This window comes from Bdellovibrionales bacterium, from assembly GCA_018266295.1.
GTDB lineage: Bacteria > Bdellovibrionota > Bdellovibrionia > Bdellovibrionales > Bdellovibrionaceae > JACMRP01.
The window spans coordinates 67,972-87,747 of the sequence record JAFEAQ010000015.1; the positions used below are offsets into that span (position 1 = coordinate 67,972).

18 protein-coding genes and 1 tRNA gene are annotated in these 19,776 nt (G+C 47.4%); 11 read left to right on the plus strand and 8 right to left on the minus strand.

Going from position 1 to position 19,776, the window contains the following annotated elements:
• The 7 genes from guaA to JSU04_16325 all read left to right on the plus strand — a co-directional run bounded on the left by guaA (position 1) and on the right by JSU04_16325 (position 9,867).
• A complete protein-coding gene (gene guaA, locus JSU04_16295) occupies positions 1-1,527 on the plus strand; it encodes a glutamine-hydrolyzing GMP synthase (GenBank protein MBS1971873.1) in 1,527 nt (508 codons plus the stop codon).
• A gap of 182 nt (positions 1,528-1,709) precedes the next feature.
• Positions 1,710-2,336: a hypothetical protein gene (locus JSU04_16300; protein MBS1971874.1), complete on the plus strand. Its 627-nt coding sequence runs from the start codon at positions 1,710-1,712 to the stop codon at positions 2,334-2,336.
• A 164-nt stretch (positions 2,337-2,500) separates the two neighbouring features.
• The gene (locus JSU04_16305; protein ID MBS1971875.1) at positions 2,501-3,955 is read left to right on the plus strand and encodes a phospholipase D family protein; all 1,455 of its coding nucleotides are present in this window, start codon (positions 2,501-2,503) and stop codon (positions 3,953-3,955) included.
• A gap of 96 nt (positions 3,956-4,051) precedes the next feature.
• Complete coding sequence (dnaE, locus tag JSU04_16310; protein ID MBS1971876.1) at positions 4,052-7,591, plus strand: DNA polymerase III subunit alpha; 3,540 nt, start codon at positions 4,052-4,054, stop codon at positions 7,589-7,591.
• A 14-nt stretch (positions 7,592-7,605) separates the two neighbouring features.
• Positions 7,606-8,781 carry a hypothetical protein gene (locus JSU04_16315; GenBank protein ID MBS1971877.1) on the plus strand — a complete coding sequence of 392 codons (1,176 nt, stop codon included), beginning with the start codon at positions 7,606-7,608 and terminating at the stop codon, positions 8,779-8,781.
• 13 nt (positions 8,782-8,794) lie between these two features.
• The gene (locus tag JSU04_16320; GenBank protein ID MBS1971878.1) at positions 8,795-9,718 is read left to right on the plus strand and encodes a hypothetical protein; all 924 of its coding nucleotides are present in this window, start codon (positions 8,795-8,797) and stop codon (positions 9,716-9,718) included.
• Between the two features lie 73 nt (positions 9,719-9,791).
• Positions 9,792-9,867, plus strand: a tRNA-Val gene (locus JSU04_16325).
• A 136-nt stretch (positions 9,868-10,003) separates the two neighbouring features.
• Here JSU04_16325 and JSU04_16330 read toward each other — a convergent pair.
• The 3 genes from JSU04_16330 to JSU04_16340 all read right to left on the minus strand — a co-directional run bounded on the left by JSU04_16330 (position 10,004) and on the right by JSU04_16340 (position 12,288).
• A complete protein-coding gene (locus JSU04_16330) occupies positions 10,004-10,465 on the minus strand; it encodes a hypothetical protein (GenBank protein MBS1971879.1) in 462 nt (153 codons plus the stop codon).
• A gap of 163 nt (positions 10,466-10,628) precedes the next feature.
• A complete protein-coding gene (locus tag JSU04_16335; protein ID MBS1971880.1) occupies positions 10,629-11,345 on the minus strand; it encodes a hypothetical protein in 717 nt (238 codons plus the stop codon).
• A 124-nt stretch (positions 11,346-11,469) separates the two neighbouring features.
• Positions 11,470-12,288, minus strand: coding sequence for a trypsin-like serine protease (locus JSU04_16340; GenBank protein MBS1971881.1), 819 nt, complete (start codon positions 12,286-12,288; stop codon positions 11,470-11,472).
• 227 nt (positions 12,289-12,515) lie between these two features.
• On the opposite strand from JSU04_16340, the gene JSU04_16345 reads away from it, so the two are divergent.
• Positions 12,516-12,686: a hypothetical protein gene (locus tag JSU04_16345; protein ID MBS1971882.1), complete on the plus strand. Its 171-nt coding sequence runs from the start codon at positions 12,516-12,518 to the stop codon at positions 12,684-12,686.
• On the opposite strand, the gene JSU04_16350 is transcribed toward JSU04_16345, so the two are convergent.
• Positions 12,631-13,650, minus strand: coding sequence for a gamma-glutamyl-gamma-aminobutyrate hydrolase family protein (locus JSU04_16350; protein ID MBS1971883.1), 1,020 nt, complete (start codon positions 13,648-13,650; stop codon positions 12,631-12,633). The genes JSU04_16345 and JSU04_16350 overlap by 56 nt on opposite strands.
• Before the next feature lie 124 nt (positions 13,651-13,774).
• Between JSU04_16350 and JSU04_16355 the strand changes: the two genes are divergently transcribed.
• Positions 13,775-14,380, plus strand: coding sequence for a glutathione S-transferase N-terminal domain-containing protein (locus tag JSU04_16355; protein ID MBS1971884.1), 606 nt, complete (start codon positions 13,775-13,777; stop codon positions 14,378-14,380).
• On the opposite strand, the gene JSU04_16360 is transcribed toward JSU04_16355, so the two are convergent.
• Positions 14,377-15,072 carry a hypothetical protein gene (locus tag JSU04_16360; GenBank protein ID MBS1971885.1) on the minus strand — a complete coding sequence of 232 codons (696 nt, stop codon included), beginning with the start codon at positions 15,070-15,072 and terminating at the stop codon, positions 14,377-14,379. The genes JSU04_16355 and JSU04_16360 overlap by 4 nt on opposite strands.
• Positions 15,056-15,763, minus strand: a complete 708-nt coding sequence (locus tag JSU04_16365) for a 1-acyl-sn-glycerol-3-phosphate acyltransferase (GenBank protein MBS1971886.1) — start codon at positions 15,761-15,763, stop codon at positions 15,056-15,058. Before JSU04_16365 ends, JSU04_16360 begins: the two co-directional genes overlap by 17 nt.
• 122 nt (positions 15,764-15,885) lie before the next feature.
• Between JSU04_16365 and JSU04_16370 the strand changes: the two genes are divergently transcribed.
• Together JSU04_16370 and JSU04_16375 are read left to right on the plus strand one after the other, a co-directional pair.
• Complete coding sequence (locus JSU04_16370; protein MBS1971887.1) at positions 15,886-16,827, plus strand: arginase family protein; 942 nt, start codon at positions 15,886-15,888, stop codon at positions 16,825-16,827.
• Positions 16,766-17,602 carry a GNAT family N-acetyltransferase gene (locus tag JSU04_16375; GenBank protein MBS1971888.1) on the plus strand — a complete coding sequence of 279 codons (837 nt, stop codon included), beginning with the start codon at positions 16,766-16,768 and terminating at the stop codon, positions 17,600-17,602. The genes JSU04_16370 and JSU04_16375 overlap by 62 nt, the downstream gene beginning before the upstream one ends.
• Positions 17,603-17,897: 295 nt before the next feature.
• Here the strand turns inward: JSU04_16375 and ttcA are convergent, their stop codons facing one another.
• Both ttcA and JSU04_16385 read right to left on the minus strand, forming a co-directional pair.
• Positions 17,898-18,674 carry a tRNA 2-thiocytidine(32) synthetase TtcA gene (ttcA, locus tag JSU04_16380; GenBank protein MBS1971889.1) on the minus strand — a complete coding sequence of 259 codons (777 nt, stop codon included), beginning with the start codon at positions 18,672-18,674 and terminating at the stop codon, positions 17,898-17,900.
• Positions 18,658-19,716, minus strand: coding sequence for a mechanosensitive ion channel family protein (locus JSU04_16385; protein MBS1971890.1), 1,059 nt, complete (start codon positions 19,714-19,716; stop codon positions 18,658-18,660). Before JSU04_16385 ends, ttcA begins: the two co-directional genes overlap by 17 nt.
• Positions 19,717-19,776: the final 60 nt, after the last annotated feature.

Genomic DNA, 19,776 nt, shown 5'->3' on the forward strand with positions numbered 1-19,776 from the left:
ATGACCGAACGTGGGTTTTTGATTTTAGATTTTGGCTCGCAATTTACTCAGTTGATTGCGCGCCGGTTGCGCGAAATTGGCTTTTACTCAGAAATCCACGCCTATAATTATCCGATTGAAAAAATCCAAAGTGCGAAGCCGTTTGGGATTATCCTGAGCGGTGGTCCAAATTCGGTTTACGAGCCACAATCTCCGCGCAGAGACGTCAAAGAGCTTCTTGAAGTGGCTCCAGTTCTGGGAATCTGCTACGGGATGCAGCTTTTGACTCACCAACTGGGCGGCGAAGTCACACGCAGTGATAAACGCGAATATGGACTAAACCGCGTTGCGTGGCGCGAGACCTTTGGGGCAATTCCCTCAGATCAACAAGTTTGGATGAGTCACGGGGATTCGGTGAAAAAGGCTCCTCCGGGTTTCCAGGTCGTCGGAGTGTCTGACTCTGGCCATCCGGCAGCGATGAAGGGGCCGCGCGCGTGGGGTCTGCAGTTTCATCCTGAAGTCAGTCACACATTTAAAGGGACTGAAATTTTGCGCGCGTTCGCGCACACTCTTTGTGGAGCCGTACCAACTTGGAATGCGCCTCATATCACGGAAGTTCTCATTAAAGACATTAAAGCACGCGTCGCTGCGGATGAGCATGTTCTTTGTGGTTTAAGTGGTGGAGTGGATTCTTCGGTTGTTGCAGCCCTTTTGACCAGAGCTCTTGGTCATGATCGCGTTCACTGCGTATTTGTCGATAATGGACTGCTTCGCAAAAATGAATTTGAAAAAGTTCTTGCGGCCTATAAAGCCATTGGTCTTAACGTGAAGGGTGTGGATGCCTCTCAAGAGTTCTTAGAAGCTTTGAAGGGAAAAACGGACCCGGAAGATAAGCGTAAAACCATTGGCCGGGTTTTTATCGAAGTTTTTGATAAATCTTATGATCATAGTATCAATATTAAATATCTCGCGCAGGGAACGCTCTATCCGGATGTGATCGAGAGCGTGTCGTCTGTTGGTGGCAGTGTCACAATCAAATCGCATCACAATGTCGGTGGATTGCCGGAAAAGATGAAGCTTAAGCTGATCGAGCCGGTGCGTGAATTATTTAAAGACGAGGTTCGCAAAATCGGCGCGGAGCTGGGGCTGCCGAAAGATATGCTGGGACGTCATCCGTTTCCGGGGCCGGGGCTTTCGATTCGCTGCCTGGGAGAAGTCACTGAAGATAAATTAAAAATCCTCAAAGAGGCTGACGATGTTTTCATTTCATTCCTTCGTGAAAAGGGGATTTATGATGAAATCTGGCAAGCCTTCTGCGTACTGCTCCCGGTGAAAACGGTGGGCGTTCAGGGCGACGGTAGAACTTACGATCACGTGCTCGCGCTGAGAGCAGTGACGTCGATGGACGGGATGACGGCAGATTGGTATCCGTTCGATTTTGCGCTGATGCGCGAGATCTCAAATCGTATCACCAACCAAGTGCGCGGAGTAAATCGCGTTGTCTATGATGTGACAAGCAAGCCACCGGGAACGATTGAGTGGGAATGAGACGTTGAGAGTGTTCATAGGAAAAACACGCACTTGATGCAGCTATGCATGTGTCTAAAATATAGACGCTCAAGATATCGCCATTTTGAGCTTAAATTCACTGGTTAAAAAATTATAAATCTCCACCGGAGGCCCTCTATTGATTGATATACTTGTCGATAAGGAACTCTGTGGGGGAGAATATGAGAATCTTCTTGTACATCATGGTGCTAGCCCTTTCTGCAGTTGCTCATGCAGAATCAGCTCTCGAGACTGACGACGGCTTTTTTAAAGACGCGCGGTCTCCGTATGAAGACGATGATTTGGATCGTGCTTATAAGAAAAACGAACTTTCGAAAACCATCGAAAGACAGCAAAAAACTGAAAATAAAGTAAAGGACGAGTTCTCGACGACGACTCCGGATATCATGCCGGCTTACGAGGCTCAGGCGATGGACAATAAAATCGTGGCTGAAAACAAACGCCGTCAACAAGCGATCTTGTCACGCATTCAATCAAGTGCCGGTTTGGTTCATAGTTGTGTCGCTAAAAATCCTCGTCAATTTCAGGGTACTCATGCCACGGTGATTTGGATGATCGGTGCTGATGGTCGCATCATGGATACTGCAATCAAGTCGACAGATATTGACGACAGTCAGATTCAAAAGTGTATTCAAGAAGTCGCCGCGAAGCTTGATTTTAGCAGGGCGCGCACGGATCTTCTTAAGAAAACTCAGGCAGAATACACTTATAAATTTAAAAAGCGCGTCCTAACGAAGACAGCTCACAAGCAAGTAAAACGTCCAGTTCGAAAAACGGCGAGTCAGTAGATCCTGCTTCCTTTGGTTCCGGATTTACCAGAAGAACGGTGTTCGCTAGCGTCCTTCGGCCCCTGTCTAAAAAATAGACGATCAAAAGCTCTAAAAACAAGCATAAACAGTTGCTTGCCGGGCACTTCTTTTGCTCCAAATGAGGAAAACTCAAGGAGCTTTTTATGCTATCGCAGATGATGGGCGCAGTCTTGATTTCTAGTCTTATGGTTCAGGCGGCTTCAGCGGCTGAGTCTTACGTCTTTAAAACCAAAGAACCACAGCAAATGGCCATCATCAATACGGGCAGCTTGTCTTTGCAAAAACGTCTTCAGATGATTGAAAGCGCGAAGCGAACGATTGAAGTAGAGTTTTTCATTTATAATATCGATGAGGCCGGTCGCTTATTCACTCAGGCTCTTGTTAAGAAAGCCCGTGAAGGCGTGCAGGTCCGCGTTTTGATCGACTACGGCTGGCCGATTGCAAAGCTCGATACTTTCTACGCAACACTGCTTGAGCAGAACGGCGTTCAAGTTCGCTATTACAATCCAAATGTTTCCTTCGAACTTCTTAAAGGTCAGTTCCGCTCCCATCGTAAAGCTCTCATCGTTGACGACAACGAGGGGATGACGGGCGGTCGAAATATCGCTGACGAATATTTCGATTTATCGCCGGAGTATAATTTCATCGACCGCGACGTTTATGTTCGTGGAAGTGTCGCGCGTGCCATGCGTGAAAGCTTTGAGCGTTTCTGGAGTTCGGAGCTCACGAAAAAGCCGGATCTCGAGAAAGCGCCGGTGGCCTCGCAATACGGCGTTGATGTTTATGGTCCTCAGGCAAATAGCCGCTATCAATCTGTGAAGGCCCGCTTTGATGCAGGCATGAAGAAAGCAAATGATTATCTCTTGCAAAACGATAAAGACCGCCAGGTTTTGGAGTCTCTCAAGGGACTCGCGGCGCTGGAAGACGGCAGTGTTCGTATGCACACTTGCAATGATACGATGTTCGCTGCGGATATTCCGGGAATTGGTTCGAAGAGCCGCGTTCTTTTTCAAGAAATTACAGCTCAATTGAATGATGTCCGTAAGAGTATTTATGTTGAATCACCCTACTTCGTGACAACGAAAAACGGTATGAGCTTCTTAAAGAACTACTTGCAAAAAGGTCTGGATATCAACGTTTACACAAACAGCTTGAATTCAACGGACGCCGTTTACACCACGGCGACTTTCTATCCACGCGTGGGAGAACTCATCCAGGACGGAATGAAGGTGTTTATTTATAAGGGAGCAAGTCTGACGGGTCAGGATTTTATCAGCCCTGAGGTTCAGCAAGCACGCTGGGGTATTCATGCGAAGTCCGCTGTTCTGGATGAAAAAACGATTATGGTTGGGACATTCAATGTCGATCCGCGCTCTCGAAATATCAATGCGGAGATGGCTGTGATTTGTCGTGACAATCCGCAACTTGCTGCTGAAGTTTTAACCAATATGAAAGAGCATCAAGCGCAGAGCGTTCAGCTCAATGGTGCTGGCAAGCCGGTGGATGGTTCCAGCGCTTTTGCGAATGTTTCAGTTCCTAAACGCATTATGTATTATCTGTCGGCTCCGCTCTCAAACGTATTTGATTTCTTGTTGTAGCCAGCTCTGCTGACGCGAGCGGCTATTTGAGTGTTTATTAGAGTGAAAATGGCCATAAAAATTGAACTTGAAGGTTGTCCAAGTTATGAATAAATCATGTCTTTTGTACACCTTCATGTTCACTCCGAGTATTCCCTTCTTGAGGCCGCGTGCCGAGTAAAATCCATTGCTAAAAAGGCGGCCGAGTATGGCATGCCAGCGGTGGCTTTGACTGACAACGGAAACATGTTTGCGGCGGCGGAATTTTATTTTGCCTGCAAAGACAATAACGTGAAACCTTTGATTGGTCTCGACGCCTACATGGCTCCGGGCTCACGCTTAGAGAAAAAACAAGACCGCGATCAGATCGCGCAGTTCCCGCGTCGTTTGGTTTTCCTGGCGCAAAACATCGAAGGTTATCGGACGCTCAATAAGCTCTCGACAATCGGTTACCAAGAGGGTTTCTATTGGAAACCTCGGATCGATTACGAAGTTCTTGAAAAACACAATAACGACATTATCTGCCTCACCGGCGGCTTGAGAGGCGAAGTCGCTGATGTGTTCCTGAACGAAGGCCCTGAGGCCGCTCTTGAGCGCGTCCGCCGCTTGCATAAGATCTTTGGTGATAGATTCTATCTCGAGATGTGTCGCACGGGTTTGCCTGAGTGGCAGAAGATCAATCCGTTCTTGCTAGAGGCCTCTAAAATCACGGGCGTGCCGGTGGTGGCGTCGAATGACGTGCATTACATGACTCCGGATGATCAGACCGCGCAAGAGGTTTTGATTTGTATCGGCACGAATAAAACTTTAGCCGACGAACACAGATTTAAACTGGGTTCGAGTGAATTCTATTTTAAAAAACCTGAACAGATGCAGAAGCTTTTCGAAGACGTGCCTGAGGCGATCTCGCGCACTCTTGAAATTGCTGAGCGCTGTGATGTGAAGTTTAAGCTCAAAGACGACGCCGGGAAGCCGATCTATCACTTGCCGACCTTCCCGACGGAAGACGGCGCCTCTCTAAAAGAAGAAATCGCACGGAAGTCATTAGCGGGCCTTGAAGAGCGCTTCGTTGAAGCTGCCGGCCGCGGCGAGGCCGTGGCTGAAGAGAAAAAACCTGAATACTATAAGCGCCTCGACTACGAACTTAGCGTTATTGATCGCATGGGTTTCAACGGTTACTTCTTGATCGTCCAAGACTTCATTAACTGGGCAAAGGATCATGATATTCCAGTGGGACCGGGTCGTGGATCCGGTGCCGGTTCCTTAGTCGCTTACAGTTTGAAAATTACGGATCTCGATCCGCTTCCAAATTTCCTTCTCTTTGAACGTTTCTTAAATCCTGAACGTATTTCCATGCCGGACTTCGATATCGACTTCTGTCAGGATCGTCGTCAGGAAGTGATTCAGTACGTCACTCAGAAATACGGACAAGAATCGGTCTCTCAGATCATCACCTACGGTAAACTCCAAGCCCGTGCCGCGATCAAAGACGTCGGTCGCGTGCTGGGTCTCACATTCCCGGAAGTTGATGCGGTTACAAAACTCATCCCGGAAAAACTCGGGATTACTTTGAAAGATGCTCTTGAGACAGAGCCGCGTATCCGCGAAATGATGGATATGAATCCAACCGTGAATACGCTGATGGACCTCGCCCAACGTGTGGAGGGGATGGTTCGTCATGCGGGGATTCACGCTGCCGGCGTTATTATCGCTGACGGGCAGCTCGTTCGCCATGCGCCCCTCTACAAGGGTGCTGATGGTGAGCAGGTTGTTCAGTACGATATGAAGCATGCTGAGAAGATCGGTCTGATTAAGTTCGACTTCTTGGGTTTGAAGACGCTGACTCACATCAATCACGCGATTAAGCTGATAGAAAAAAATCGCGGCGTAAAAGTTCTAACAAAACAAATGCCACTCAATGACAATGGCGTCTTTGAGATGATGTCACGCGGGGATACGGCGGGGATCTTCCAGTTCGAAGGTGAGGGCATCACCGATGCCACCCGTAAAATCCGTCCTTCCAGTTTCGGTGATATCACGGCGATTACGTCGCTCTATCGCCCGGGTCCGATGGCGAATATTCCTGAATTTACCGATCGTAAGCACGGGAAAGCGCCGGTGGAGTATTTGATCGAAGATACCAAAGAGGTCTTGTCTGAGACCTACGGGATCATGGTTTACCAAGAGCAGGTAATGGGGATCGCTTCTCGTATCGCCGGATACTCTCTCGGTGAAGCCGATATGCTTCGTCGTGCGATGGGTAAGAAGATCAAAGAGGAGATGGATCGTCAACGCATCCGTTTCATGGACGGGGCGAAAGCCAAAGGCTATGAAGAAAAAGCTTCGAATGATCTCTTCGACTTGATGTATAAGTTCGCGGACTACGGTTTCAATAAATCCCATGCCGCCGCGTACTCTGTGATCACCATGCAAACAGCGTGGTTAAAGTGCTACTATCCAACCGAGTTTTTTGCGGCCCTTCTCAGTACCGAATTGTCTGATACGGATAAGATCGTCAAATACTCGAAAGATGCGGCAAAGCGTGGTTTGAACGTGCGCCCGCCGCACGTGAATTTCTCTGAATACTTCTTCGGTGCCCATGGCGATGAAATTTATTTCGGTCTTGGCGCAATCAAAGGCGTTGGTGAAAATGCCGTGGTCGCGATCGTTGAAGCTCGTGATCAATTGCCGGAAAAGAAATTCACAAGCCTCGATGAGTTCTTTAATACGATTGATTTACGCCGTGTAAATAAAAAAGTTATTGAATGCTTGATCAAAGCCGGAGCCCTTGATGGCTTCGGCGGCCATCGTGCGCAGCTGATGGCGGGCTATCAAAAATATCTCGATCGCGCTGAAGGTAAACGTAAAGACCGCGAAATGGGTCAGACGTCGCTCTTTGACCTTGGTCCAAGCGACGAGAGTGAAGTGAAGCTTGAAAACACCAAACCGTGGACTCGCTCGGCGTCTTTGTCGTACGAGAAAGAGGTCTTGGGTTTCTATCTCAGTGATCATCCGCTCAAAGGCTTTGAAAACCTCGCAGAGATCTGGGTCAGCTGTAAAATTGCTGATCTCGCGCAATTTGCGAAGAGTTTGGATGCAGCTCCTCAGCAGCCGGTCCAAAAGACCAAGGAAAACCGCTGGGGCCGCGATGCCAACAAGAAAAAGGTGGTCGTAGCTGGTCTTATTTCGGATTTGCGTGAGCTGATTACGAAGAAAGGCACGCGCATGGCCTTTGCGAAGGTCGAAGATCTCTCGGGCTCTTGCGAGCTTGTGATCTTCCCGGACGCGTTTGCGCGCAATGAGACCCAGTGCCGGGATGAAAAGCCAGTTCTGATTGCTGGATCTTTAGAGGCCGATGAGGGCAGTGTTAAAATCATGGTGGATACGGTGTCTCCGATGGAAGATATCCTCAAAAAGACCAAACGCATGGTCTTGCACTTGGAGCGTGTACCAGCCACGGATTACGAGCGTCTGCAGGAGGTTCTGAAGGGACATCCGGGCGCAACGAATGTCAGTTTTGAAATTGATCTCAAGGAAGTGAATCGCAAAGTTCAATTGGAAGTCGAAGAGCAATACGCTGTCAGCATCAGCAATGAGTTCTTTGAAAGCATCCACTCGGCCTTTGGTAGAACCGACTTCATTGAGTTAAGAACATAGGGACAAGGAAAGTTATGAAGAAAGTATTGGTGCTTTTTGCGGGTCTCATGATGAGTGCGCAAATGGTTTTCGCTCAGAGTAGTGCAGATCTCATTGAAAAAAGCTACAGCGGGACATCGAATGAGAAAACCCCGCAAGCAGCTCGTCGTGACATCCAAGAGCAGGCTTCAAAGAAAATCTCTGAGGAGCTGATCAAAGAACTCATTGGTGAAGAGCGATACACTAAAAACAAAACTTTGATTCAAAATAAGATCGAAAAGATTTCAAACCGCTATATCCCGTTTGCGAAACCAAGCGAGCTTGTTCAAGACCCAACGGGGTCTTACAAAATGACGATGGCGTTAAAAGTGTCTGTGAAGGACTTAAAAACACTTTTGCAAGAATACTCGTTGCTTGCTGAAAATGACACGGTTCCGTTAGTGCTGCCGCTGATTAGCTTTACGGACAAAGTGGATTTAAAAGCATTTCGCTGGTGGAAACCGGAAGAGGGGAATAGTAAGTCGTTCTTGATTTCTCAGAACCGCCAGTTTGAAAATGCGCTTCGCTCGGCATTCCAGAAGAACAATTTCTATCTGATTAAGACTCCGGGAATCGCTCTGCAGATCCCGCGGACTTACCAAAACGAACGCTTAAGCCTTGATGATATGCAGTTCATGAGTCAGTACTTCGGTGCGCCTCTCATGATCGAAGGTCAGGTGCAGTACTCAAAAAGCCCGGATTCCTCAAATCGCTACCGCATTGAAGTGAAGCTCCTCGCTTTGCAAGTCAGCAATGGCCGTCCAATCGCCGACGTTTCAAGGAAGTTTGAAACTGAGATGGGTGTTTTCGAATCTGCGGTTGATAAGAAAGTCCGTGAAACCGTGGATGCGACGGCTCAGGATTTGGCTTCTCAGGTTTACGAAGCTTGGCAACGTGGTGCTCTTGGTACGACGATCCTTCGTCTGACGTTCCGTGGAAAGATTCCGTTTAACCAACAAGAGGCTTTCAAAGATAAACTCAAGAACCAAGTGCGCGAGATTCGCAATATTCGCGAGCGTCTTGTGACTTCGGATTCTTTGGCTTTTGAAGTCGATACGAATCTGAGTTCGAAGGATTTTGCTGCAAAATTGAATGGTCTTGAGATCGACGGTAAGCGCTGGAACTCTGTAGGTTTCAACGACGCTGAAATTAACATGCAAATGCAACGCTAGGAGATTCTTAACTATGAGACATCTTTTATTTGCTTTTGTTTTTATCTTTGCTGCCTGTCAAACCATCGACCGCACCTCGCAGGTTGCGCGTCGTGAAGTCAAAGACACTTCTTACACCGGTAAAACTGACAACGGTCAGCCGCGAAAGCGTGTGATCGTATTGCCGTTCTTGGATGCCTCGGACACGCGCCCAGAGAGTCTGCGTGAAAAAGCTCGTAAGGCCTTCATTCAAGAGATGAATAAATCCGGCGAAGTCATCGCGGTGGACAGCCGTGATGTGAAGTCTGAAGCCTTAAAGCCTGCGGAAAAAGGCGAGTACGACCTTAAAGAAATCGCAAAACAAGGCCAGGCCTTGGGTGCAAATGCCGTGCTCGAAGGTAAAATCCTCGAGATCCGCGTGTCCCGCAAAGCTGACAATGTCGGTTTGATTCGCCAAATGAAGAGCGAATTTGATGCTGTCGTCCGCGTTCGCGTCGTCAACACCCGCAGTGGCCAAGAGATCTTTAACACTGTGAAGACCGTGAATCTCGAAGAGCCCAACGTTCGCGTGGCAGAGCGAGTTGAAACGGATAAATACCTTCAGAACAACCCGGAATTGATCGAAGCGATCGTCCGGGATGCGTTCTTGGACTTCGTTCCTCAGGTGGTAGGCTCTTTGTCGAAAGTCAGCTGGGAAGGCCGTATAGCGGCCCTCAACGGCGATCGCATCTACCTCAATGTGGGACGCGTTTCCGGTATTCAGGTTGGGGATTTGCTCAAGGTTCTTGAGCAAGGCGATGACGTTTACGATCCAGAATCGGGCAGCCATATCGGTACGGTTCAGGGGCGCCTTAAAGGAACTTTGGAAGTCATTAGCTACTTCGGTAATGATGGCTCGATCGCTGTGATTCATTCGGGCTCTGGTTTTAAAGAAAACGACCGCGTCGAACTCTATTGATACGCATCGTCAACGAAGGAGGCCGTTGTGTCGACGGCCTTCCTTGGGTATAACGATATCACTTTTCTATCGTGATCTGTTGGCGCAGTTGGTAGCGCGTTTCCTTGACATGGAAAAGGTCACAGGTTCAAGTCCTGTACAGATCACCAATTTCATTTACATGTTCAGCGGTTCCTAAGTTATTTAGTAAGTGTGTTCTGCCCACTGGTCTTTTTCGCCATCGGGTCCGCCGGGTTGAAACGTTTTTGTCGTAAAAAAAGCCTGAGTTTCCTCGGGCCTTTCGGGCTACTTTGCTGTTGATTCATTCGCTATGCAATTGTAGCGAGAGCTGATGATTCTCACACTGTCTTTGACGACGAAAGCGACAGTTAGAACGCCCAGGGCGGTCTTAGAATTTTTAACGGATTCAAGTTCAAATTTAATTTGCGGGTTTTCAGAGCGAAGACTTGCTGTTGGAGCGTTATTGTATTCAATCAAGCTATCACCGTAAGAAGAAGCTAAAGGCAATTTCACAGTGCTGCTCGCAGCTTTATCACCAGTGCCTGAAGTTCCCATCATCTCGAGCTGAACTCCGTAGCCACCCACTCCTGCATCGCCGAGCTTTACAGTGAATGACGAGATACGATTCAAACCAGTTTGCGAATCATAATAGTTAATGTTTCCAGATTGAGTTGGGACACAAGAAATCGACTGCGCTGCGAAAGATGAAGAGGCCATTAAAAGTGCTAAGATAAAAATCATTTTCATTTTTTAGTCCTTTCCTTAAAGGCCCATTTATAAGTGATGGTTTTATCAATTTCTATTGAAAATAGAATTCACCATAGAGAAAGTGATTTCAATTTGTCGACTCCAAGGCGGTCGTGATTTATTCAGACATCGTCGTTGTCTTTTGTTGTCTTACGTAAAATATTTACCAGGCAATTCCGATTTTGCCGCCGATGGCGTTTTGATAAGCCTTATCCGCGCGATCCCAATTGATGTTAATCATACTGTATTCGATCGCAGCTTTAAAGCCTTTACCTGAGGTCGTAAGACCTATTGAGAAGTAATCATGCACGCCGTGATCATCGTACGGACCAAAGTTGATCGCGCTATTGGTGACAGTCGTTTTCACGTCATGGGTTTCATGAACGTAAGAGACATACGGAACAACGCCGCTGCTGGTTTTGTAGCCGATACTCGCGCCGACCTGCGTGCTTTTTACTTCAGATTTTGCCGAAGCAGTCACCGTATTGTTGGCATCGCTTTCGCTTGAAGTTTTATCTTTTGTCCCATAAGCACCTTGAATCGCAGCGACCCAGGCATCACCTTGAGCACCATGATTTAAGAATTGCCAGCGAGCTCCAAGGAGAGAACTCTCGAAGTAAAGCTCGAGACTTTTGACGACACTCAAACTCGCATCAAAGCCGACATTATTCACCATGAGCACATCGCCGGCATCGACGTCTTTGTTCACTTGAACGCTTGTGCGGAGTGGGGGATTTGAAGTGTAGTTATTCACCACGGTTACATTGGTCGTTGAAGTTCCGGCTGCGGCGACGTGGCCACTCCATGGATCGTCACCAACGATGGGGACTGCGAAGTGATTTGCGCGGAAGTTGATTGTGTGGCTGCATGCTGAGAGCATCATCAAAGCTGAAATCAAAAATATGTTTCTCATATTTTTGATCTTCTGTTGTGTCGCTAGCCAATGGCAAATGCAAAAGGGGCCCAGTCTAGGCCCCTTAAGATTACATTGTAAAAAGAAAGTCTTAACGGAGTTTATCGAGACTTTGCTGAACCCAGTCCGCAAAGAAAGGCATATACATCGCCATGCTGAGACCGTGACACGCCTGACTTTCATCTTTGTTCATCACCGTCGAATTTACCGCGATGATTTTGTACTCGCCACCGACTTGGACGTAGACAGGACCGCCAGAGTCTCCGCTGCAAACGCCGCCTCCGGTTCTTTGATCAAAGCCGATGTTTTGATCGCGGATCGCGGTTTCAGTTTTAAAACTTTTAGTAGTCTTTCTTAAATGCATGGAATCGTGAATGCTCTCACTTGTAACACCATAGCCGATCATTAAAACCTGATCGTTGCTCAGTGGAGCCTTTCCATCATAAATCGACTGCGGGAGGTAAGAGCTCGGAATCGGAGATTCGAGTTTTAACATGGCTAAGTCGAACTTGGCCTGATTGTCACCTTTGTAGTCCTTATGAATGAGGATATCGACGGAAGGAATAGAGTTCGCCATTGCAGAACAGCTGATGTCCGAATTGAAGACAACATCAACATCCCCTTTTTTAACATCTTTGAGGCAGTGGCCTGCTGTTAAGATCACGCGATCTGAAATCGGAGTGCCTGTGCAAGAAGTGACGATTTTACCGCGGTGGATGATGAGCAAAACGGCGCGTTTTGAGTCTGGATCTTGTGCAGTTACTGAGGTGCCATTCACAATACCGCTGGAGCCTGAATCACAGCTCGTAATAGCGTTGGCGATTTCAGATTCATCATTCGAAACATTTTCGCGAGAACTACAGGCAGTAAGAACTAAGGCTGTCATCCCAATGTACAGAAATAATTTCACGTTCAGATTCCTTCCCCAAACCCCTCTATCGGAGCCGATGAGACCTTGTTTGCAACCCTAGGGCCAGCATTCAAATCGGCAATAGACGAAATAGAGCCTTGACTCGGCTTTTATGGCACCTGAGGTGTGTGCAGGACTTGGGCGCTTCTGAACTAATTACTAAAGCTTCTTAGCGCCGTCTGACTTGGGTCATAAATTTTCAATCTAATAATCAAAAGGGGGAATCTATGAAATCGTTGTTGCTCGTGCTCTTGCAGAGTTTTGTTTTGACTGTGTTCATTACTCTGATGTCGCAAGCTTACATGCGCAAGACCACCACGGCGAATTGTCATGGGGGCGTGTTTAATATGAAAAAGTGCGCGAGCAGCGCAGAGGCAATGAGCGGTTCTTTGCGCTAACGGCTTTTCTAACGATCTCAAAACCCAATTCATTTCCCATCAACTCCGGATGAAATTGCAGTAATAGACCGCGGCCATTTTTAAATTCCGTGGCCTCTGTGATGCCGTCTTCGGAGCGTGCCGCAATCTCAAGCGGGCCACCTTCTTTGAAGATGACGGCTTGGTGGTGATAGCTATTCACCAAAAGCGATTCTGCGGCTGGGAGAACTGATTTTAAAATTCCATTCGTTGTTGGTGTGAGTTTCACATCATGCCAATCATCGCCGTGATGAACGCTCATACCCACCTCTGCAGGAATGTCCTGCACCATTTTGTAACCTAAGGCCACAGAGCTGAGTTGTGAACCACGACAGACACCCAGCAAAAAACCCTTCGCCGATGTAACATAATCTTTGATAAGATTGATTTCAAAGCGATCGCGAACCGTGTTGAGGTTTCGCGAATAGGCGTTCTGAGTTTTGTAGAAACGAGGGTCGACATCGTCTCCGCCAAGGGCCACCAGCATTGGAAACTTTTCTGTGATTTCGGTATTCAGCTCAGTGCTTTCTTGTTTTGTGAGCCCCAAGTTTGCAACAACCGGAAGAATAAAGGACTTCTGATTCATTTTATCGAAGTACTTTTTGAAGTTTGCTACGCGTGGAGAGTTTTGCGTATAGTCTGGAGCTCTATTCGCGATCATCATAATGCGTGTATCATAATCATTGTTGCCAATTTCTTGGAATTTGATCGTCTTCATCTCGGGAACTCGGCCTGCGAAAAGCTCTAAGAGTTCAGAGTTTTGGCTAAGAGCCTTCAAGTAGCGCTCGGAGGCTTCCTCGGGTGTTTCGCCATCACGAACAGGTAGAACCAGAGGCGCTATAGTATTGGCCGTATGCCATTCTACAAGGCGAATTTTAGCCAAAGCCGGGAGGGTCAGGAGGAGGCTTAAAACGAAAATAAAGGTCTTCTGTAATAGATGAATCATAGTGCTTTTTTACTACAAATTGGATGCCGGGTTCGGGGACCTGTGTCGGCGCACTGAAGTGTCAAATGTTTAGACAAGGCCCAAAAAGGATAGCTAGAATGGGGGCTCTTCGAAGGAGAACCTCATGCTCGATTTTTACACGGCAAAGACCCCTAATGGTTTCAAAGTTTGGATCATGCTTGAAGAATTAGGAATGAACTATGAACTTCATATGCTGGATCTTAAAACCAATCAGCAGAAAGACCCTGCATATTTGAAAATCAACCCGAATGGTAGAATTCCTGCGATTGTGGATCGTGATGGAGATTTTGGCCGCCAGATTCCAGTATGGGAATCCGGCGCGATCTTACAATACCTTGGCGAGAAAACACATCACTTCGTTGGCACTAATGAGTATGAAAAAGCGCAAGTGAACGGTTGGCTGATGTTCCAGATGTCCGCGATTGGTCCTAACTTTGGGAACTATCACTACGCAAAAAACAATAACATCCCGCAAATGATGAACCGCTTTGAGCTCGAGTCAAAACGCATTTTGAGTGTGATGAACACACAGCTTGCGCAGAACTTGTATCTTGCGGGGAACTTCTATTCGATCGCGGATATCGCTTCTTACCCTTGGATTGCAGCTTACATGAAATCAAAACCAGACTGGTTCGATGCAAACCCCCACGTCAAACGCTGGGCTGAGCTGATCGGTGCTAGACCGGCGGTTAAGAAAGTAATGGCTTAATAGTTATCGAGGAAAAAATCTAAGTTTTGGCGGCGGAGGGACTCAAACACGCCGCCTTTGCTTTTTTCGCCGTAGATTTTAGTCTTCCACGATTTGAAGTGCCCACTATGATGAAAGTCGCTGCTCGCAATCAGCGGTAGTCCTGAGGTCATCACGGCTTCGCTAATATTTTTGCGATAATTGACTTCCCAGGCGTCGATAATGTCTTTGAGCTCTTCACGGCGCGACCAGAGGTAGAATGTTTGAAATTCGAAATCACCGGTATGAAACGGGTGGGCTGCGATCGTAAAGCCGCCTTTGATCTTCGCGATCATTAAGATTTCTTCCACTGGCAGATCTGGATCGATGTATTCTTCGACTCCCAAAATGAGCACATGCGCTGAGCGGTTATTGACGAACGAGTTTTTAGTGATCTCAAAGCCGGGGATCAGCAGCATTTCATATTCACGCCAGGCGCGCTCTGCTTCGGTGCGGATTTCTTTCATATAGGTTTCAAAATTTTCTTTTGAAAGGCTATAGTTAAGGCGGTGGGTGACCCGGCCGATCAAGTTATTGCGTTCACACAGATGATCGGTGATCGCGATGGCGCCGAAGCCTCGCTGTCCGTAAAGATCAACGATCTCGGGGATCGACAGCTTCCCATCGCTATGGTGACTATGAATGTGGAGGTCACACTTAATTCCTGCTGCCATCGAGGATCTCCTTGGACCAGTGATGCCAATATTCACAGTCTTTGACTGCGTCTTTAATTTTAACCGGTTCGTGGAACTCAATTTTCGCTTCGATCTTTTTGAGACCGAAAAGACCATAGAGATGAAACGGAAAAAAATCCTGATCTATATAGGCAACTGCTCTGAGTGGAAAATAAGAAAGTCTGAAAGGTTGCACGTAGATGTCGTTATCTTGGGCGATTTCAAATCCGCCACGGCGCCAAGAGGTTTTCTCGGAAATACAAGTTGTGCCCGAAGGAAAAATCGCCACACGTTTGCCGTCGTTAAGAGCTGCATGAATAGCTTTTCTTGCAGACTTTCTGGAATCGCCGTCTTCGCGCTTGACGAAAACGGTTTCAATTTTCTTAGCACCCTCTCCGAAGATAGGCCAGCTGCTAATCTCGTGCTTTGCAACGAAAGAGATCTTATTCACTGTCGCCATGAGCAGGGGAATATCAAGGTAACTAATATGATTTCCCATATAGAGCATGGATTTCTCATTCGATATTTCGCCTTTGACTTCAAGCTCGACTCCTAAGCGAGCCAGTGTGCTTTGTGCCCATTCGATTTTTAATTGGTCGACACTGATTTCGGGGTGATTGGATTTCTGCAGATACCGATATGTTTCTGTAAAGATGCCTAAGGAGTTCGTTAAAGGAGAGAGTACTTTCATGAATTCACTCTAAGATAAAACCCACCGCATGAATTGTTTTGATTCCGTCAAGATCGGCGTCCTAACAGAACCATAACACGACAACCGCATTTTTTGCTTTCAACCTAAATGCAATGAAGGAAATGAATTTTTTAGGTCTAGGCTTTGAAGTCGGCCAAGAAAAAACCGGCGTCGCTAGATCTCACCATTACTTCCGCAGATATTTTCCATTCTTAAGCAGACATGGAATTCGCGTCGCTGACCAAGGCGAAGTCTGCACGACTCAAGAAGGCAGTCAAAAAATCTATTCAACTTCTAATATTCCTTCGATCGACTGGCGCCCGTATATCGAAGCCTATCACAAAATCAAAAATCTCTATAAAAGTTCACGCATGCTTTTAAATTGGGGCGGGGATCATAGTGTCGCTCTTTCCACAGTTGGAGCTTTCTGTTCGCAGTATCCCGAGGGATGTGTGGTATGGATAGATGCTCATACAGATATTAATCTGCCGGAGCATTCACTCAGCGGTAATTTGCACGGCATGCCACTTTCGATTTTACTGAATGTCCAAGATATCGGAAAAGCACATTTCCCTTGGCTTACGCAAAGACTTTCGCCTGAGAAGCTCATTTACGTCGGAGTTCGCGACTTAGATCCTTTTGAAAAACAAATCGTGCGTGAACTCGGTATTAAAGCTTACACCGCTTCTGAGGTTCGCAGGCGTGGAATGCCAGTGATCGCGCATGAAATTATGTCAGCTGTGAAGAATTATCCGCTTCATGTCAGTTTTGATATTGATAGCTTGAGTCCCGAGCATGCACCAGCGACAGGAGTGCACGCGGCGGAAGGGCTTGATATCGGCGATCTGCGCTGCTTGGGCGGAGTGCTCTCAAAGCATAGAAACTTGCGTTCTGTGGATATCGTGGAAATCAACCCGATGCTTGGAACCGCAGGTGAGGTTTCGCAAACGTATTTAGCAGCTTTGATATTTTTAATGTCCATATTTAACCAGGGGGAAATTTATGATGGCATTGGTTGGTCAGATCAAACAGTCCACTCAGCTCAGATGGAATCGCGTCCATAAATTTAAAGCTAAAATCAATCTCGGCATTGACGTCGGCGCCTATACGATTAAAACGGCGGAAACTCCGGAAGAACTCATTGAGAGCTTCAAGCTTCGTCATGAAGTTTTCAATCAAGAGTTCCGCGGCATTAAAGGATCGGGTCTTGATTTCGATAAATTCGACTACCACTTTGACCATTTGATTATTGTTCACCGTGAATTGCAGAAAATTATCGGCACCTACCGTGTGAATTGCTCGAAATTCTCAGAGGAATCATACACAGCTTTAGAGTTTGAGTTGCAAGCTTTGTTCAACGAGCAAGGCCCGTTCTTAGAGCTCGGCCGTGCGTGTATTCATAAAGACTATCGTAAGGGCTCGATTATTTCTCTGCTCTGGCGTGGGATTGCCGAGTATATGAATCTCAGTGGTGCAAATATTTTGTTTGGTTGTTCAAGTTTGAAAATCAATAACGCTCGCGAGGCAGCTCTCGTGCATAAGCATTTGATGGATCAAGGTTTGGTTTCAAGTAAGTATGCTTGTAAGCCAACAAAGAAATTCACGATGCCGGATTTCAAAACTTGGAACGCGTATTTTGCAAAAGGTCTAACGGACGAGCAGTTGAAGGAAACGGAAGACTTAATTCCTTCACTGCTCAAATCTTACTTAAAGTTGGGGGCCGTGGTCGCCTGTGAGCCGGCATTTGACGAAGAGTTCGATTGCATCGATTTGCTGACAGTGTTGCGCAAAGAAGATCTCGCGCAAAGTCTGGCGGCACGTTTTCAAGTCGCTCGATAATTTAAATATAGAGGAGGGCTCAAAAGAAAAACATACGCAGATATAACGGAGTAAGTAGATATGTCTCTGTCAGGCTTACCCTCTGATTATGGTAAACCTATAGGTTGACCTTAATCGGAGGGGGGGGGGATTGTTTCCGTTCTCACGCGCTAAGACTTAGCGTACACGCCCAGTCGCGTATCGCACGCCGGCCATCCGTCCATGAGACCCGAAGGGCAGCGCAGCTCTAGGTCCTCGATTCCCATGGATGGAGGAAGAAGTGCGGAGCCAGCAGGTCCCCACGCCCGCGCAGAGGTTAGAAATTCTTGTAGTTCCAGAGTTCTTGGTCGAGGAGCTGACTTGGGTTGACGTTCCCCAATGCAGTGATGATCGAAGAGCCGATGTTTGGAATATCCTTTTCAAGATCCTGCACAAGCTTCTTCATTTTCTTGCGTTTTAGAGTCTCCTGGGAGCCGCACAGATTGCATGGTATGATCGGGAAGCCCCAGTCCTTTGCAAGCTGCGTAAGGTCCTTCTCAGCGACGTAGGCAAGCGGTCTGACCACGATGTTGCGGCCGTCGTCGGATTTCAACTTCGGTGGCATCGTGCCGAGCTGGCCAATGTAGAACATGTTCAGCAAAGTTGTTTCGATAAGGTCATCGCGATGATGACCTAAAGCCATTTTCGTAAAGCTGTTATCATGGGCAAAATCGTAAAGAATTGCGCGGCGGAATTTCGCGCACAACGTGCAGTACACGGCGCCTTCCGGAGTTTTTTCTTTTACGATGCTGTAAGTATCGCGTTCCAAGATGTGCAGTTTTATGCCCAAAGATTCAATCCACGCGCGAAAAGCCGTGGCATCAAATCCCGGCTGCTTTTGATCAAGGATCATGGCTTCGATAGTGAATTTGCGCTCCGAGCGTTTACGGATCTCGTTAAGGAGCGCCACGAGGATGCTAGAATCTTTACCGCCAGAAACCGCCACGGCGATCTTATCGCCATCGGCAATCATGTCGAAATCGTTCAACGCCTGAACGATTTGTTTGCGGATCTTAACGGCTAGGGGATTTTCAAAATCAACGGGTGCGCTCATTCTCTAAACTCTTTGGCTGATACTCAATCACTGTACGTGCGAGTTCTATACCATGAGCCCGGAGAGCATCAATCCCTTTTCGCATCACTTTATCGCCAATCGTGAATTGACCCCCGAAATTGTCGATAAAGTAAATCACCTTCACCGCGACCCAGCTTTCTGTGGTCTCTTGGATGTAGGCAAAAGGTGCTGGAAGGCCGCGAATATCTGAAATTTCTACAACCGCACGTTCAAGAAGCTCCTTGGCTTTTTCGAGGTCGCAGTTAAATGGCAGACGGAAGACCTGGCTGCGGACGATCGGGTGGCCATCCGGAGAGAAGTTTGAGATCTGAGCGTTCGCCATCGTGCGGTTCGGAATGGTGATTTCCTCGTCCGAGAAGCCCACCAGGATCGTCGACCGCCAGCTGATTTCCTTCACCTGACCGACGGCGCGTTGAATCCCCTGAACCACTTCGAGCCAGTCGCCGATTTCGTAGGACTTATCGATCTGCAAAGAGATCCCGGCAAAAAGATTGCCGAGCGTATCCTGAAGGGCAAGACCGAGGATGATCGAGAACGCCGCAGAAGTGGCGACCAGCGGACCGAGATCAAGGCCAAACACATGCGCAAGAGCCCATACCGTCAGAACGATCGATAAAATCAAAGAGAAAATATTCACCAGCAAAAGCGGCACGCCTGCACGCATTGATCCCAAGAAGAGATACTGCAAAACAAGAAGGCGGCACGTTTTCACAAAGACAATCGAGCCCCAAATAAAGGTCATCAATGCGATGTAGGGAGTGATTCGGGCCACGTTGGCAAAGTCGCCGCCGGTCAGCGAGTGAAGCGACATGAAGGCAATAAAGCTCAACGTGAAAATAATAAAATGGCGTGCAAGAGCTGCGAACTGAGCGCGAATGCTGGCGTGCCTTTCGGGGGAAACGGCCGACAGAAAAAACTTATAAAAGATCCAGGTGATGGCCAGCAAACAGCCGAGGAGAACAAAGGGTTCCCAATCAATGATGGAATAAAGCGCCTGAGTTTTTATAAATTTTTCGTTCATGCACCTCAGTAAAGGGCTAATGACAGGCTTAAGTCAAGCCGACTCGAGGCCAGTTTTATA